Annotated in this window: 13 protein-coding genes and 1 other RNA gene; 8 read left to right on the forward strand and 6 right to left on the reverse strand. The window is 66.4% G+C overall.

Features of this window, described 5'->3' with window-relative positions; genetic code table 11:
- Nucleotide 1 precedes the first annotated feature (1 nt).
- The 4 genes from fumC to BLT60_RS14915 all read right to left on the reverse strand — a co-directional run bounded on the left by fumC (nt 2) and on the right by BLT60_RS14915 (nt 2,916).
- Nucleotides 2-1,432 (reverse strand): class II fumarate hydratase, encoded by a 1,431-nt coding sequence (gene fumC / locus BLT60_RS14900; RefSeq protein ID WP_090877374.1) that lies wholly within the window; start codon nt 1,430-1,432, stop codon nt 2-4.
- Nucleotides 1,433-1,437: 5 nt separating this feature from the next.
- A complete protein-coding gene (locus tag BLT60_RS14905) occupies nt 1,438-2,019 on the reverse strand; it encodes an SspB family protein (RefSeq protein WP_090877376.1) in 582 nt (193 codons plus the stop codon).
- A gap of 70 nt (nt 2,020-2,089) precedes the next feature.
- Nucleotides 2,090-2,452: a transfer-messenger RNA gene (ssrA, locus tag BLT60_RS14910) on the reverse strand.
- Nucleotides 2,453-2,481: 29 nt separating this feature from the next.
- Nucleotides 2,482-2,916: a lipocalin-like domain-containing protein gene (locus tag BLT60_RS14915; protein ID WP_090877378.1), complete on the reverse strand. Its 435-nt coding sequence runs from the start codon at nt 2,914-2,916 to the stop codon at nt 2,482-2,484.
- A gap of 192 nt (nt 2,917-3,108) precedes the next feature.
- On the opposite strand from BLT60_RS14915, the gene BLT60_RS14920 reads away from it, so the two are divergent.
- The 6 genes from BLT60_RS14920 to BLT60_RS14945 all read left to right on the forward strand — a co-directional run bounded on the left by BLT60_RS14920 (nt 3,109) and on the right by BLT60_RS14945 (nt 9,834).
- Nucleotides 3,109-4,323 (forward strand): multidrug effflux MFS transporter, encoded by a 1,215-nt coding sequence (locus BLT60_RS14920; RefSeq protein ID WP_090877380.1) that lies wholly within the window; start codon nt 3,109-3,111, stop codon nt 4,321-4,323.
- Nucleotides 4,324-4,414: 91 nt separating this feature from the next.
- A complete protein-coding gene (locus BLT60_RS14925; protein ID WP_090877382.1) occupies nt 4,415-5,209 on the forward strand; it encodes a thymidylate synthase in 795 nt (264 codons plus the stop codon).
- An 11-nt stretch (nt 5,210-5,220) separates the two neighbouring features.
- Nucleotides 5,221-5,727: a dihydrofolate reductase gene (locus tag BLT60_RS14930; RefSeq protein WP_090877384.1), complete on the forward strand. Its 507-nt coding sequence runs from the start codon at nt 5,221-5,223 to the stop codon at nt 5,725-5,727.
- 174 nt (nt 5,728-5,901) lie between these two features.
- Nucleotides 5,902-7,041: an FtsH protease activity modulator HflK gene (gene hflK / locus BLT60_RS14935; protein WP_090877386.1), complete on the forward strand. Its 1,140-nt coding sequence runs from the start codon at nt 5,902-5,904 to the stop codon at nt 7,039-7,041.
- Nucleotides 7,038-8,216 carry a protease modulator HflC gene (gene hflC / locus BLT60_RS14940; protein ID WP_090877388.1) on the forward strand — a complete coding sequence of 393 codons (1,179 nt, stop codon included), beginning with the start codon at nt 7,038-7,040 and terminating at the stop codon, nt 8,214-8,216. Before hflK ends, hflC begins: the two co-directional genes overlap by 4 nt.
- Nucleotides 8,217-8,334: 118 nt before the next feature.
- Complete coding sequence (locus BLT60_RS14945) at nt 8,335-9,834, forward strand: Do family serine endopeptidase (protein WP_090877390.1); 1,500 nt, start codon at nt 8,335-8,337, stop codon at nt 9,832-9,834.
- A gap of 18 nt (nt 9,835-9,852) precedes the next feature.
- On the opposite strand, the gene serB is transcribed toward BLT60_RS14945, so the two are convergent.
- Both serB and BLT60_RS14955 read right to left on the reverse strand, forming a co-directional pair.
- The gene (serB, locus tag BLT60_RS14950) at nt 9,853-10,740 is read right to left on the reverse strand and encodes a phosphoserine phosphatase SerB (RefSeq protein WP_090877392.1); all 888 of its coding nucleotides are present in this window, start codon (nt 10,738-10,740) and stop codon (nt 9,853-9,855) included.
- 60 nt (nt 10,741-10,800) lie between these two features.
- Nucleotides 10,801-12,018 carry a DUF1015 domain-containing protein gene (locus tag BLT60_RS14955; RefSeq protein ID WP_090877394.1) on the reverse strand — a complete coding sequence of 406 codons (1,218 nt, stop codon included), beginning with the start codon at nt 12,016-12,018 and terminating at the stop codon, nt 10,801-10,803.
- Between the two features lie 119 nt (nt 12,019-12,137).
- On the opposite strand from BLT60_RS14955, the gene miaA reads away from it, so the two are divergent.
- Together miaA and BLT60_RS14965 are read left to right on the forward strand one after the other, a co-directional pair.
- A complete protein-coding gene (gene miaA, locus BLT60_RS14960; protein WP_090877396.1) occupies nt 12,138-13,019 on the forward strand; it encodes a tRNA (adenosine(37)-N6)-dimethylallyltransferase MiaA in 882 nt (293 codons plus the stop codon).
- A gap of 221 nt (nt 13,020-13,240) precedes the next feature.
- Entirely contained in the window at nt 13,241-15,037 is a 1,797-nt protein-coding gene (locus BLT60_RS14965) for an acetolactate synthase 3 large subunit (RefSeq protein ID WP_090877398.1), read from the forward strand.
- The last annotated feature ends 67 nt before the right edge of the window (nt 15,038-15,104 follow it).

Genomic DNA, 15,104 nt, shown 5'->3' on the forward strand with positions numbered 1-15,104 from the left:
CCTAGCCCGGCCCGATCATCGACTCCGGCCTGACGAGATCGTCAAAGTCCTCGGCCGTCACATAGCCGAGCCGCAGCGCCTCGTCGCGCAGGGTCGTGCCGTTCTTGTGGGCGGTCTTGGCGATTTCGGCCGCCTTGTCGTAGCCGATCTTCGGGGCTAGCGCCGTGACCAGCATCAGCGAACGCTCGACGCCGGCCTTGATGTTGTCGTGGCGCGGCTCGATGCCTGCGATGCAGTTGTCGGTGAAGGAGACGACCGACTCGGCCATCAGGTCGACCGACTGCAGGAAGTTGTAGGCCATCACCGGGTTGTAGACGTTTAGCTCGAAATGGCCCTGGCTGCCGGCGATGGTGATCGCGGTGTTGTTGCCGAAGACCTGGACGCAGACCTGGGTCAGCGCCTCGTTCTGGGTCGGATTGACCTTGCCCGGCATGATCGACGAACCCGGCTCGTTCTCCGGAAGGGCGAGTTCGCCGAGGCCGGAGCGCGGGCCGGAGCCGAGGAAGCGGATGTCGTTGGCGATCTTGAACAGCGAGGCGGCGACGGTGTTGATCGCCCCGTGCGAGAAGACCATCGCGTCGTGGGCGGCCAGCGCCTCGAACTTGTTCGGCGCCGAGGTGAAACCGAGATTGGCGATCGCGGCGATGCGCTCGGCAATCTGTTCGGCGAAGCCGACCGGCGCGTTGAGGCCGGTGCCGACGGCGGTGCCGCCCTGCGCCAGCTCCATCAGCTTCGGCAGCGTCATCTCGATGCGGGCGATGCCATTCGCGATCTGGGTGGTGTAGCCGGAAAATTCCTGGCCAAGGGTCAGCGGCGTCGCATCCTGGGTATGGGTACGGCCGATCTTGACGATGTCCTTCCACGCCGTCGCCTTGCCGTCGAGGGCAGCCCGGAGCTTCTCCAGGGACGGCAGCAGCCGGTGGACGACCTCCTCGGCGCAGGCGATGTGCATGGCGCTCGGGAAGCAGTCGTTCGACGACTGGCTCATGTTGACGTGGTTGTTGGGATGCACCGGCTCCTTCGAGCCCATCTCGCCGCCGAGGATCTCGATCGCGCGATTGGCGATCACCTCGTTGGCGTTCATGTTCGACTGGGTGCCGGAGCCGGTCTGCCAGACGACAAGCGGGAAATGAGCGTCGAGCTTGCCGTCGATGACTTCCTGGGCGGCCTGGACGATCGCCTCGCCGACCTTCGGATCGAGGCGGCCGAGGTTCATGTTCACTTCCGCCGCGGCGCGCTTGACGATGCCGAGTCCGCGAATGACCGGCTCGGGCATGCGCTCGCCGCCGATCGGGAAATTCTGGATCGAGCGCTGGGTCTGTGCGCCCCAGTAGCGGTCGGCCGGGACATCGATGGGGCCGAAGGTGTCGGACTCGGTCCGGGTCGCCGCCGCTGCGGAGCGCGGCGGCTGGAAATGGGATCGCTTGCCCATGATGCTCAGTTCTTCTTGCGGAAGGCGTCGAGGCTGACGACCTGCGCGTCGTTGGCCGGGGGGCCGTCGTCGGCAGTCTCGTCATCGGAATCGGGGGCGGCTTCGGCGGCCGTCTCGGCGACGGGAAGCGGCAGCGGCGTCGGCGCGACATCCGTGTTGGTGGAGGCTGGCTGCTCCTCGTCATTGTCCTCGAGGACGCGCGGCGACTCGCCAGGCAGCTCACCGGGCTTGGTGGCGATCTCGAATTGCAGGCCAAACTGGACCGAGGGATCGAGGAAGCCCTTCACTGCGGTGAAGGGGACATGAAGCCGCTCCGGCACGCCATCGAAGGACAGCCCGATATCGAAGGCATGCTCGGTCACCGCCAGATCCCAATACTGGTGCTGGACGACGATGGTCATGTCCTCGGGATACTGGGCCAGAAGACGGCTGGAAACCCGGACGCCGGGGGCGTGGGTGGCGAAACTGATGAAAAAGTGATGCTCGCCCGGAAGTCCGGTGCGCGCGACCTCGGAGAGGACCTTGCGGACAACGCCGCGCAATGCGTCCTGAGCGAGGATGTCGTAGCGGATTAAATCTTCGGCCATGACCCCGATACCACGTCGGGACCGTCCGGCCCCAGGCTACCAATTCGGAGCGACACCGGCCCCGGGCAAAAGTGGAGGCTTCTGTTGCCAGGTGCCTCCGAACCCCGCCTTACGGTGCAAACCGCAAGGGCTTCAGATGAGGATACATCACTGCATTACGCAGCGAGGCGTGCCTCTGCATAGTTGTCGTTTGCAACTACAATTTGGCCCGATAACGGCGGGTACCATGCCGGGCAAAAGCTCACCCTTTACGCCCTCGTCGATCCTATTTCGCCCCCGCCGGAAACCGCTCGCGGTCCTTGAACGGGTTCTGGTGGAGGCGCCGGGTACTGCCCCCGGGTCCGCAGGGTTTATTACGATGGCAGTTTATCGCCATATCCGGATTGCTCCGGCACTGACGAATATAGGGATTCGCGGGCGGGTTGGGAAGGACCGACGCGGCCGCCGCCAAATTCCGCCTGCCTAGGCGGCTGGCAGCCGTTCCCAGATGAGCTCGGCGGTAATCTCCCGTCCCTGATGGATAATCGGGTCGGTGCTCAGCACCAGCCGGTCGCCATCGAAGCGGACATGGCGTTTCTGGCTGCTCCCGACCCAGTTCGGGAAGGAAGAAAGGGTGACGTGGTGGAGGACATGGTCGCCGCGGAATTCGTAGCGGCCGGCATAGGCGATCATCGACTTCATCGCCGCGACATCCTCCTCGGTCGAGCCGCCGGCCATGTCCTCGGTGGCGTAGCGCGGCCGATCGGCCCGGGCGATATGGACCATCATGTGGCCGTCGCCCGTATAGGTAACAATGCCGATCGCATCCTGCCCGAGCGGATAGACCCTGTCGCCGTCGGCGGTTTCGTTATGCCAGCCTATCAGCCGCCAGGTTCCCGTCAGGGGCGATTCCGTCATCGTTTCTGTCCTTCAATGCGCCGGTCGGCGATCCGGGTTCATGCCGGAATCATAGCAGCTTGCCCATGCCTCGACGGCCATCGCTTGCTGTCGGGCCGGGCGACCCTACATTGCAATGCAGCATTGACCGGGATATTATATTTCTTCATTCGTCCGCCTGACCGGCCGGGCACTCCAGAAAGTCATAATCAAATGGCGAGCTTCGCGCGAAACGCGATTGTTCTCGGGCTGCTTTCGGCTGTCGGGCCGTTTGCGATCGACATGTATCTGCCAGCGCTGCCGGAGATTGGCGCCGATCTCAATGCAGAACCGGGCGTGGTGCAACTCAGTGTCCTGGCCTTTTTCGCCGCGGTCGGGCTCTGCCAGATGATCTACGGGCCGCTGTCCGACATGTTCGGCCGACGCCGGCCGCTGTTCGTCGGCATGATCCTCTATACCATCGGCGGTATCGGCTGCGCCCTGGCGCCGACCATCGAGATGCTGATCGCCATGCGGTTCCTGCAGGGCGTCGGCGCCTGCGCCGGCATGTCGATCCCGCGCGCGGTGGTCCGCGACCTGCACACCGGTCCGGACGCGGCGCGGCTGATGTCACTGGTCATGCTGGTGTTCAGCGTCTCGCCGATGCTGGCGCCGATGTTCGGCAGCGTGATCAGCGAGTTCGTCGGTTGGCGCGCGGTGTTCTGGGTTCTCGCGGGCCTCGGCATCCTGGGTCTGACCCTGGCGGTCACGTCGCTGAAGGAAACGCGGCCGCCGGAGGCGCGGATCGCCAGCAGTTGGGGCTCCGCCTACGGCAATTACGGTCGGCTGCTGCTCGACCGCTATTTCCTCGGCGTGTCGTTCATCGGCGGCTTCGGCATGGCCGCCTTCTTCTCCTACCTGACCGGCGCGTCCTTCCTGTTCATCGACCACTTCGGGCTGAGCGCGATCGAGTTCAGCATCATTTTCGCCTCTAATGCCTTCGCCTTCATCGGCACGGCGCAGTTGAACGGCTATCTCGGACGGCGGTTCGGCCTGGCCCGGGTCGTCCTTGCGGCGGCAACGGCCTTCGCCGCCTTCACGATGGTTTTGCTCGCGCTGACATTCGTCGGTGGGGAAAACCTGTTCGTCCTGTGGTTCATGCTGTTGATCAGCTTCGGCTGCCTCGGGCTGGTTGTCCCGTCGACACTGGTCCTGGCGCTCGACGACTACGGCAAGATCGCCGGTACCGCCGCGTCGCTGCTCGGCACACTGCAAATGCTGCTCGGCGCGGGCTTCACCGCGTTGGTCAGCCTGTTCGCCGACGGGTCGCCACGGCCGATGGTGGCAGCGATCGCCGTCTGCGGCGCGATGGCGGCGACGCTGGCCTGGGTGACGCTCGGGCCGCGCAGCGGCCGCGGTGGCAAGCCGATCCCGGCACCGGCCGAATAACGATCGATGGGGCGGGGTGGTTGTCCACCCCGGCCCGGCGGAGTCATGCTGCCGGGCGAAGATCTGAGTCGGTTGGAAAGGCTGGCCGCACGTGCGCCAATATCTTGACCTGATGCGCCTGGCCCTCGATACGGGCGCGGAAAAAGACGACCGCACCGGCACCGGCACCCGGTCGGTGTTCGGCCATCAGATGCGTTTCGATCTGGCCGACGGCTTTCCGCTGGTGACCACCAAGAAGGTCCACCTCAAGTCGATCATCCACGAACTGCTGTGGTTCCTGTCCGGCGATACCAACATCCGCTACCTGAAGGAGAATGGCGTCCGGATCTGGGACGAATGGGCGGACGAGAACGGCGATCTCGGCCCGGTCTACGGCGCCCAGTGGAGGGCATGGCCGACGCCGGACGGCGGGTCGATCGACCAGATTCGCCAAGTGGTTGAGGGCATCCGTTCGAATCCCGATTCACGCCGGCTGATCGTCACCGCATGGAACCCGGCCGAGGTCGACGGCATGGCGCTGCCGCCGTGCCACTGCTTCTTCCAGTTCTACGTCGCCGATGGCAGGCTGTCCTGCCAACTCTACCAGCGTTCCGCCGACATCTTCCTCGGCGTGCCCTTCAACATCGCCTCCTACGCGCTGCTGACGATGATGGTGGCGCAGGTGACCGGGCTGGCGCCGGGCGACTTCGTCCACACCCTCGGCGACGCCCATCTTTACCTCAACCATATCGACCAGGCCCGGCTGCAGCTCTCCCGTGAGCCGCGGCCGCTGCCGACGATGACGATCAACCCGGATGTCGGGTCGATCTTCGATTTCGTCTATGGCGATTTCGAACTAGAGGGCTACGACCCCCATCCGCATATCAAGGCGGCGGTGGCGGTTTGAGCGGAAAACCCATGGTGTCGATCATCGCCGCGGTGGCGGAAAACGGCGTCATCGGCGCCGATGGGGCAATGCCGTGGCGGCTCTCGACCGATATGAAGCGGTTCAGGCGGCTCACCACCGGCAAGCCGGTGGTGATGGGACGGAAGACCTACGAATCGATCGGCAAGCCGCTGGTCGACCGGCTGAACGTCGTGGTCAGCCGGCAGGACAGCTTCCGGCCGGACGGTGTCGCGGTGCGGCCGAGCCTCGCGGAGGCGCTGGCCTTCGCCACCGACAGGGCCGGCGAGGCGAGCGAGATCGTCGTCATCGGTGGCGGGCAGGTCTATGCGGCGGCAATGGCGCTGGCCGACCGGCTCTACATCACCCATGTCGCGGTTTCGCCGGAGGGCGATGTTCATTTCCCGGTGATCGACCCGTCTGTATGGCGGGAAACCGCCCGCGAGGAGGTCCCGGCCGGCGAGCGGGATAGTGCGGCGACGGTCTTCGCCGTCTATGAGCGGCCTGGCGCCGCCATTTGAGTTGAAACGCGGCCGGGTCAGCCCCACTTGAAGGCAGTCTGATCCGACGCGCGGAGGCAGGCTGCCGCGGCGCGTTGAAACACCGCTGCAAGTCGCCTATAACCCGCGCCTGTTAAAACTGTGCGGAATCGACCGGTTTTCGGGCGGTCCGCTGAAGCTTCTGAAAGGAGCAACATGCCCTGGGACAACCAGTCCAGTGGTGGTAGTGGTGGTGGCTGGAAGGGCGGCAATGGCGGCCCCTGGGGCCAGCCACCGCGCAACACCGGCGGTGGCGGCGGTGGGGGACCCAATCCCCCCGACATCGAGGAATTGCTGCGGCGTAGCCAGGACCGCCTGAAGAGCGTGTTGCCCGGTGGCGGCGGCGGACGAACCAACCCGCTGGTCATTTTCCTGATCATCGCGGCGGTCGTTGTCTTCGCGGCGTTCCAGTTCTTCACCTTCCGCGTCCAGCCGGACGAGGTCGGCGTCGTGCTCCGCTTCGGCGAGTATGACCGCCAGGCGCCTTCCGGCCTGAACTTCCGGCTGCCCTATCCGATCGAGACGGTCTTCACCCCGAAGGTGACCCGGGTCAATCGCATCACCATCGGCCAGGTTGGCGAGGACAGCGGCAGCGCTGGCCGCGACATTCCCGAAGAAAGCCTGATGCTGACGGGCGACGAGAACATCGTCGATATCGATTTCTCGGTGTTCTGGGAGATCAGCAATGCCCGGGACTACCTGTTCAACATGGAAGATCCGATCGGCTCGATCAAAGCGGCGGCGGAAAGCGCCATGCGCGAAGTGGTCGGTCGCTCGAACATCCAGCCGCTCCTGACCCAGGCGCGGGCGATCACGGAAACCGACGTGCAGACCCTGATCCAGCAAACCATGGATGAGTATGGCGCCGGCGTTCAGATCAACCAGGTCCAGTTGCTGAAGGTCGATCCGCCGAGCGAGGTCATCGCCTCGTTCCGTGACGTCCAGGCGGCTCGCGCCGACCAGGAGCGGTCGCAGAACGAAGCACAGACCTACGCAAACCGGGTGATTCCGGAAGCCCGCGGCCAGGCCTCGCAGATCACGGAAGCGGCGATCGCATATCGCGACCGGATCACCAACGAGGCACAGGGTCAGGCGGACCGCTTCACGCAGGTCTATGACAGCTACCGCGTTGCGCCGGAGGTGACCCGGCAGCGCATGTATCTCGAGACGCTTGAAAACGTCTTCTCCGGAACCAGCAAGGTGATCATCGACCAGAAAGACGGCGCAACCGGCGTCCTTCCCTATCTGCCGCTCGATTCGCTCGGGCGACGGAACACGACGGGAGGCAACCAATGAGGCGCGGACTTTTCGGAGGCATCGGCCTCGCCATCGTCGTCGTTATCGGCATCGTTCTTTATCTCAGCTTCTTCATCGTCGACCAGACGCAGCAGGCGCTCGTTTTGCGCTTCGGCGATCCGGTCGACGTCGTGACGACGCCGGGGCTGAACACCAAGCTGCCGCTGATCGACGACGTGATCTACCTCGACAAGCGCATCCTGGATCTCGATTCTCCGCCGCTCGAAGTCATCGCTTCCGATCAGAAGCGGCTCGTCGTCGATGCCTGGGGACGCTACAAGATCGTCGATCCGCTGCGCTTCTTCCAGTCGGTCGGCAGCGTCACCACGGCGCAGCAGCGCCTGTCGGTGTTGCTCAACTCGGCGGTCAGGCAGGTGCTTGGCGACGCGACCTTCATCCAGCTCGTTCGTGACGAACGTGCCGACCTGATGTCGCGGATCACCCAGCGTGTCGATCGCGAGGCACAGAGCTTCGGTATCGACTTCGTCGACGTGAAGATCAGCCGTGCCGATCTGCCGGAGGCGAACAGCCAGGCGATCTACCAGCGGATGCAGACCGAACGTCAGCGGGAAGCCACCGAGCTTCGCGCCCTCGGCGAGCAGCAGGCCCGGCGTATCCGGGCCGAGGCGGATCGTACCGCCACGGTCATCGTCGCCGAGGCTCAGCAGGAATCGGAGCGGGTGCGAGGCGGCGGCGAGGCGGAGCGAAACGACATCTTCGCCAAGGCGTTTGGCGCGGATCCGGACTTCTTCGCCTTCTACCGGTCGATGCAGGCCTACGAAAACGGACTTGGCGGATCGTCCGATACCAGCCTGGTGATCTCGCCGGACTCGGAGTTCTTCCGGTTCTTCAACGATGCCTCCGGGCTCGCGATGGACCCGGCGCTGATCAATCCGCCGGGGCCGGGCGCACCAGCGCCGGCGCCGACGGCGGAGGCCCCGACGCCTGAGGACACCGCGACGGCGGAGCCGGTCGAACCGGCCGCGCCTGCCGAACCGGCACCCGACGCTGCCATGGACGATACAGCCATGGACGCGGCGCCGGATGACGCCACGGTCCCCGCCGCCGACGCGCCCGCCATGGACGCGCCCGCGGCCACCGGTGACGAGCCGGCCGCCGCTCCGACCGAGGACGCGGCCACCGGCGAACCGGCCGATGACGTCACGATCGAGTGATAACGGAACGGCGGCCCCTAGCGGGGTCGCCGTTTTGCCCTAATTCGATCATGATACTTCGGGAGTCGCGTCGTCCACGTCGCGGCCCCGCGTCGTTTAGAGCTCAGGAGACAGGTCGATGACCGTTCTTGCATCCCTCGGGGCGAAGTCTGGAGCGACCAGACGTTTCGCCGGTGCCATGGTCGTCGGGCTGGGACTCGTCATCGCCTCGCAAGCGCCGTCCTCGGCGCGCGGCCCGGAATCGGTCGCTGACATCGCGGAAGAACTGCTCGACGCTGTGGTCAACATCTCGACCAGCCAGACGGTGAGCGGATCGCGCAACGTCCCGGCGCCGAGCATGCCGGACGGTTCGCCCTTCCAGGACTTCTTTGACGAATTCTTCGACCAGCGCCAGGACGAGGACCGGGGCAGCGCGCGGCCGCGCCGGGTCCAGTCGCTCGGCTCCGGCTTCGTCATTGATTCGTCCGGCGTGATCATCACCAACAACCATGTCATCGACGGCGCCGACGAGATCACCGTCAATTTCGCCGACGGCTCCAAGCTGACGGCGACGCTGGTCGGCCGCGACGAGAAGACCGACCTGGCGGTGCTCAAGGTCGAGCCGGAGGAGCCGCTGACGGCGCTCGAATTCGGCGATTCAGAGGTGCTTCGCGTCGGTGACTGGGTGATGGCGATCGGCAATCCCTTCGGTCTCGGCGGGACCGTGACCGTCGGCATCGTCTCGGCCCGCAATCGCGACATCAATTCCGGCCCCTATGACAATTTCATCCAGACCGATGCCTCGATCAATCGCGGCAATTCGGGCGGCCCGCTGTTCGACATGGAAGGCCGGGTGATCGGCATCAATACCGCGATCATCTCGCCGACCGGCGGCTCGATCGGCATCGGCTTCGCCGTGCCGTCGAGCACCGCGGTCAACGTCATCCAGCAGCTGCGCGACTTTGGCGAGACGCGGCGCGGCTGGCTTGGCGTACGGATCCAGGAAGTCACCGACGATATCGCCGAGGGCCTGTCGATGGTCGAGGCGGCGGGTGCGCTGGTCGCTGGCGTCACCGATCCGGGACCGGCCGCCGAAGCCGGAATCGCGCCCGGCGACGTGATCGTCAAGTTCAACGGCCGGCCGGTTGCCGCCATGCACGAACTGCCGCGCATGGTCGCCGACGAGCCGGTCGGCAAGGAAGTCGAGATCGTCGTCATCCGCAAGGGCGCCGAGCAGAGCCTCAAGGTCAAGCTCGGCCGTCTCGAAGAGGCCGAGGCGGCGGAAGTCGCGGCCCTTGCCGCGGACGAAGCCGAGCCGGAGCCGGAAGAGCCGGCGGTCGTCACCGGGCCGCTTGGGCTGACGCTCTCCGACCTCTCGCCGGCGATGCGTTCGAAGTTCGGCATCAAGGACGAGATCAACGGCGTTGTCGTCACCGATGTCGTCGAGGGCAGTGCAGCCGAGGAAAAGCGCGTCCAGGCCGGCGATGTCATCCTCGAGATTTCGCAGGAGGCGGTGGATTCGCCGGCGGCGATCGAGGAGCGGATCAACCAGCTCAAGACCGATGGCCGCAAGTCGGCGCTGCTGCTGCTCGCCAACAAGAATGGCGACCTGCGCTTCGTCGCGGTGAATATCGAATAGACCGGCTTCGCCGGTCGCTCAGGCCGTGACGAAGTCCGACCGCCGGTAGCCCTGCATGTAGAGCAGGGCGGTGAGGTCGGCGTGATCGACCCGGGCCGCGGCAATAGCCGCCAGCTTCGGCTTGGCGTGGTAGGCGACGCCGAGGCCGGCCACCTCCACCATCGCGATATCGTTGGCGCCGTCGCCGACGGCCATGGTTTGTTCGCGCGCCAGACCGAGGCGCGCGGCCCCGCGCTCCAGCGCCGTCCGCTTGGCCTCCGGCCCGACGACCGGCTCGGCGACCTTGCCGGTCAGGCGACCGTTTTCCACGAGCAGGCGATTGGCCTCGACGCCGTCGAAACCGATCATCGCGCCGACCGCTTCGGCAAAGGCGGTGAAGCCGCCAGAGACAAGCAGGCTGGTCGCGCCATGCGCCCGCATCGTCGCGATCAGCGTGCCGGCGCCCGGCATCGGCGTGATGCGCTCGGCGAGGACCTTGCCGAGGGTCTTGATCGACAGGCCCGCCAGTAGAGCGGCGCGTTCGTGCAAGGCCGGCGCGAAGGCGATCTCGCCGGCCATGGCGCGCTCGGTCAGTGCCGCGACCTCGGCCTTGAAGCCGGCGAAATCCGCCACTTCGTCAATGCATTCCTGGCCGATCATGGTCGAATCCATGTCGGCGACGAGGAGCTTCTTGCGGCGGTGGGCCGCCGGCTGGACGACGAGGTCGACCGGCATGGCGGCGACCAGCCGGGAGAGGGCGGGCGCGTTGCCGTCGCCGGCGGCCTCGAAGGCGAGATCGACCGCCTCGCCCTCGGCGAGCCAGTCGATGCGCGGGGCGCCGAGGGCGTCGGTCAGGGCGGCAAGGGCCGCGGTCAGCCCGGCATCGTTGCCGGGCGCCGCGATCAGGGTGGCGACGAATTCGGTCATCCGCGACAGACGGATCCTTTGGTCAGATTGGCAAGAGGCGGGATGGACGGGGCAGGGCGCTCAGTCGAGCACGTGGCTGACAACCCCGTCGGCGAGTTTCGGTTCGAACCAGGTCGATTTCGGCGGCATGATGCCGTTGGCATCGGCGACCGCCATCAGGTCGGCCATCCGGGTCGGATACAGCGCGAAGGCGACGGCCCAGTCGCCGCTGGCAACGCGCTTTTCCAGTTCACCAAGACCGCGCCCGCCGCCGACGAAATCGACGCGCTTGTCGGTGCGCGGATCGGTGATGCCGAGCAGCGGCTCGATCAGGTTGCGGGTCAGCAGGGTGATCGGCAGGCGACCGATCGGGTCGTCCGTCGGCACGCGCTCGGTTGGCAGGATCAGCCGGTACCATTGGCGGTCGACGACCATGCCGACCTGGTTCGGTGCGCCGGGATCGACTGGCGTGTCCGACGCCTCGACCGCGAAGCGCTCGCCGACCGCGGCGAGGAAATCCTTGGGGCTCAGCCCGTTGAGGTCGGCGACGACGCGGTTATAGGCGAGGATGGTCATCTCGTGATCGGGGAAGGTGACCGTCAGGAACGCATTGTGCGAGCCGTTCCCCCCACGGGCCGCCGCCACCCGCGCGGCCGCGGCCGAGCGATGGTGGCCGTCGGCGATGTAGAGCGCAGGCAGGGCGTCGAAGGCGGCGGTGAGGTCGGCGATCGCCGCCGCGTCGTCGACGACCCAGAGCTGGTGGCGGACGTCGGGCCAGGTCACGTCGATCGCGGCCTCGCCGGTCGTCGCGGCCTCGAGCATGGCGTCGATCGCCGGGGCAGTCGGGTAGGCCAGCATCACAGGACCGGTCTGGGCGTTGACCGCCTCGATCTGGGCGACGCGGTCGTCCTCCTTCACCGGCGTCGTCAATTCGTGCTTGCGGATCCGGTTGGTGGCATAATCGGCCAGCGAGGCGACCGCGGCGAGGCCGGTCTGGACATGGCCCTGCCAGGTCAGGCGGTAAACGTAGTAGCGGGGAGCATCGTCGCGGACGAGGACACCCTCGGCGATCATGCGGTCGAGGTTCTCGGCCGCCTTGGCGTAGACTTGCGCGGAATAGGGATCGATGTCGGCGGCAAGGTCGATCTCCGGCTTCGAGACGTGGAGGAAGCTCCACGGCTTGCCCGCCGCCCGCTCGCGCGCCTCGGCGCTGGACAGCACGTCATAGGGCGGCGCCAGCACGTCGGCGGCGCGTCCCGGGGCCGGACGCAGGGCGCGGAAGGGTTGAAGCAGGGTCACGGGCGGCTACGTCCTTGCATGACGGGTTGCGTGCCGGTTTTAGTGGGCGGACGTGACGGGTTCAACACCGTTGGTCGGGATCGGGCCCAGATGCGCCGAATCGGAGAAAAGGTCGCGGCATGCCCCAAGCCATCCTCATCGCCGGCCCCACCGCCAGCGGCAAGTCCAGGCTGGCGATCGACATGGCGCGCCGGGAGGGCGGCGTCGTCATCAATGCCGACTCGATGCAGGTCTATGGCGCGTTGCGCGTCCTCTCGGCCCGGCCGACCGAGGTCGACATCGCGGCCGTGCCGCATGCGCTCTATGGCCACGTTCCTGCCGCCACGCGGTATTCGGTCGGGCATTGGCTGACCGACGCGGCCGCGGCCCTGGCCCGCGCCAGCGAGGAGGGGCGGATGCCGATCTTTGTCGGTGGCACGGGGCTCTACTTCAAGGCGCTGACGGAAGGGCTGGCGACGGTCCCGCCGGTGCCGGCCGATCTCAGGGCGCGGCTCGCCGAGGAGACCCGCGAGGTCGCGACCGAGGCGCTGCACGCGCGGCTTGCCGAGCGCGACCCGGCGACCGCGGCCGACCTGCGGCCGTCCGACCGGGGGCGGATCTGCCGGGCCCTCGAGGTTCATGAGGCAACGGGGCGATCCCTGTCCGACTGGCAGCGGCAGCCGGGCGTGCCGCCGCTGGTCGGTCGCGATGTTCGGCGACTGGTGATCGCGCCGGACCGGGCTTGGCTTCATCACCGCATCAGCCTGCGAGCCGAGGCGATGCTGCATGACGGCGTGCTTGGCGAGGTGCGGCGGCTGCTCGACCTCAAGCTGTCGCCCGAACTGCCGGCGATGAAGGCGATCGGCGTCCGCCAGTTCCGCGATCATCTCGATGGCGACCTGTCGCTCGACGAGGCGGTCGCCGGGGTCAAGACCGAGACGCGACGCTACGCCAAGCGCCAGGAGACCTGGTTCCGCAACCAGATGGCCGACTGGGAGCGGATCGCGCCGCCGGCGGCGTGAGGCCGGGCAAATAAGTCGTTGACCGGGCCGGCGGGCGTGCCTATCTTGCCCGGCATCAACTGGAGCATGTGAACCAATGACGGCGAAATCCGTCCTCGTAATCAGGGAGCGTACCGCCACGATGGCTTGAGCCGTCGCGATTGGTGGTGCGCTGACAGGGCCCGGAAGGGCCTTTTTTTATGGCAAAACGGCTAGGGCCGACAGTGGCTTGAGGTGGCGAGATGAAACGGCAGCAGAAAAAAGCGAGTAGGGACGGCGAGCAGATGAGCGGCGCCGAGATGGTGGTCCAGGCGCTGGCGGATCACGGCGTCGAGCACGTCTTCGGTTACCCCGGCGGCGCCGTCCTGCCGATCTATGACGAGATCATCCAGCAGGACCGGGTCGAGCATATCCTCGTCCGCCACGAGCAGGGCGCCGGCCACGCCGCGGAGGGCTATGCGCGCTCGACCGGCAAGACCGGCGTCGTCCTCGTCACCTCCGGTCCCGGCGCGACCAACATGGTCACCGCCCTGACGGACGCGCTGATGGACTCGATCCCGATGGTCTGCCTGACCGGCCAGGTGCCGACCCACCTGATCGGCAACGATGCCTTCCAGGAGTGCGATACCGTCGGCATCACCCGGCCCTGCACCAAGCACAACTGGCTGGTCCGCGACGTCAACGACCTGAGCCGCATCCTGCACGAGGCCTTCTACGTCGCCTCGCACGGACGCCCGGGCCCGGTGGTCGTTGATATCCCGAAGGACGTCCAGTTCGCCACCGGCACCTATACCGGGCCGAAGAAAGTCGAGCACAAGACTTACCGGCCGCGCACCAAGGGCGATCCCAACGCCATCCGCGCGGCGGTCGAACTGATCGCCAAGGCCAAGAAGCCGGTCTTCTATACCGGCGGCGGGGTCATCAATTCCGGGCCGCGGGCGACCGAATTGCTGCGCGAACTGGCGAAGCTGACCGGCTATCCGGTGACCTCGACCCTGATGGGGCTCGGCGCCTTTCCGGCCTCCGATCCGCAGTGGCTCGGGATGCTGGGCATGCACGGCACCTACGAGGCCAACAACGTCATGCACGACTGCGACCTGATGGTCGCGATCGGCTCGCGCTTCGATGACCGGATCACCGGCCGCACCGACGCCTTCTCGCCGGGCTCGCGCAAGATCCACATCGACATCGACGCCTCGTCGATCAACAAGAACATCCGCGTCGACCTGCCGATCATCGGCGACGTCGCCTCGGTTCTCGAGGACCTCTTGACGATCTGGAAGGCCGAGAAGCCGAAGGTCGACCAGGCGGCACGCAAGGCGTGGTGGAAGCAGATCGAGACGTGGCGCGGCCGCAACTGCCTGGCCTACCGGCAGAACAACGACGTGATCATGCCGCAATATGCGATCGAGCGGCTCTACGCGGCGACCAAGGATCGGGACACCTACATCACCACCGAGGTCGGCCAGCACCAGATGTGGGCGGCGCAGTTCTACGGCTTCGAGGAACCGAACCGCTGGATGACCTCCGGCGGGCTGGGCACCATGGGTTATGGCCTGCCGGCGGCGCTCGGCGTCCAGGTCGCGCATCCCGGCAGCTTGGTCATCGACATCGCCGGCGACGCCTCGGTGCTGATGACGATGCAGGAGATGTCGACGGCGGTGCAGCACAACCTGCCGATCAAGATCTTCATCCTCAACAACCAGTATATGGGCATGGTCCGGCAGTGGCAGCAGTTGCTGCACGGCAACCGGCTGTCGCACAGCTACATGGATTCGCTGCCCGATTTCGTGAAGCTGGCCGAAGCCTATGGCGGGGTCGGCATCCGGGCGGAGAAGCCGGACGAACTGGACGACGCGATCCAGGAGATGATCTCCGTCGACAAGCCGGTCCTGTTCGATTGCCGGGTCGTGGCGCTGGCCAACTGCTTCCCGATGATCCCGTCGGGCAAGGCCCATAATGAAATGCTGTTGCCGGAGGAGGCCGACGACGATGCGATCGGCAAGGCAATCAGCGCATCCGGAAAGGCGCTCGTCTGATGAAGCGGACAACGACCAAGAAGACAACCGCACGCCGTCCGGCCAGGCGCACGACGAAGAAAGCCGC

The sequence above is a fragment of the Bauldia litoralis genome (assembly GCF_900104485.1).
GTDB classification, from domain to species: Bacteria; Pseudomonadota; Alphaproteobacteria; order Rhizobiales; family Kaistiaceae; genus Bauldia; species Bauldia litoralis.

Coding starts and splice junctions, on each gene's coding strand:
- fumC (WP_090877374.1), bottom strand. CDS start 1,432: ATGGGCAAGCGATCCCATTTCCAGCCGCCGCGCTCCGCAGCGGCGGCG.
- miaA (WP_090877396.1), top strand. CDS start 12,138: ATGCCCCAAGCCATCCTCATCGCCGGCCCCACCGCCAGCGGCAAGTCC.
- BLT60_RS14965 (WP_090877398.1), top strand. CDS start 13,241: ATGAAACGGCAGCAGAAAAAAGCGAGTAGGGACGGCGAGCAGATGAGC.
- serB (WP_090877392.1), bottom strand. CDS start 10,740: ATGACCGAATTCGTCGCCACCCTGATCGCGGCGCCCGGCAACGATGCC.
- BLT60_RS14920 (WP_090877380.1), top strand. CDS start 3,109: ATGGCGAGCTTCGCGCGAAACGCGATTGTTCTCGGGCTGCTTTCGGCT.
- BLT60_RS14915 (WP_090877378.1), bottom strand. CDS start 2,916: ATGACGGAATCGCCCCTGACGGGAACCTGGCGGCTGATAGGCTGGCAT.
- hflK (WP_090877386.1), top strand. CDS start 5,902: ATGCCCTGGGACAACCAGTCCAGTGGTGGTAGTGGTGGTGGCTGGAAG.
- hflC (WP_090877388.1), top strand. CDS start 7,038: ATGAGGCGCGGACTTTTCGGAGGCATCGGCCTCGCCATCGTCGTCGTT.
- BLT60_RS14930 (WP_090877384.1), top strand. CDS start 5,221: ATGGTGTCGATCATCGCCGCGGTGGCGGAAAACGGCGTCATCGGCGCC.
- BLT60_RS14945 (WP_090877390.1), top strand. CDS start 8,335: ATGACCGTTCTTGCATCCCTCGGGGCGAAGTCTGGAGCGACCAGACGT.
- BLT60_RS14905 (WP_090877376.1), bottom strand. CDS start 2,019: ATGGCCGAAGATTTAATCCGCTACGACATCCTCGCTCAGGACGCATTG.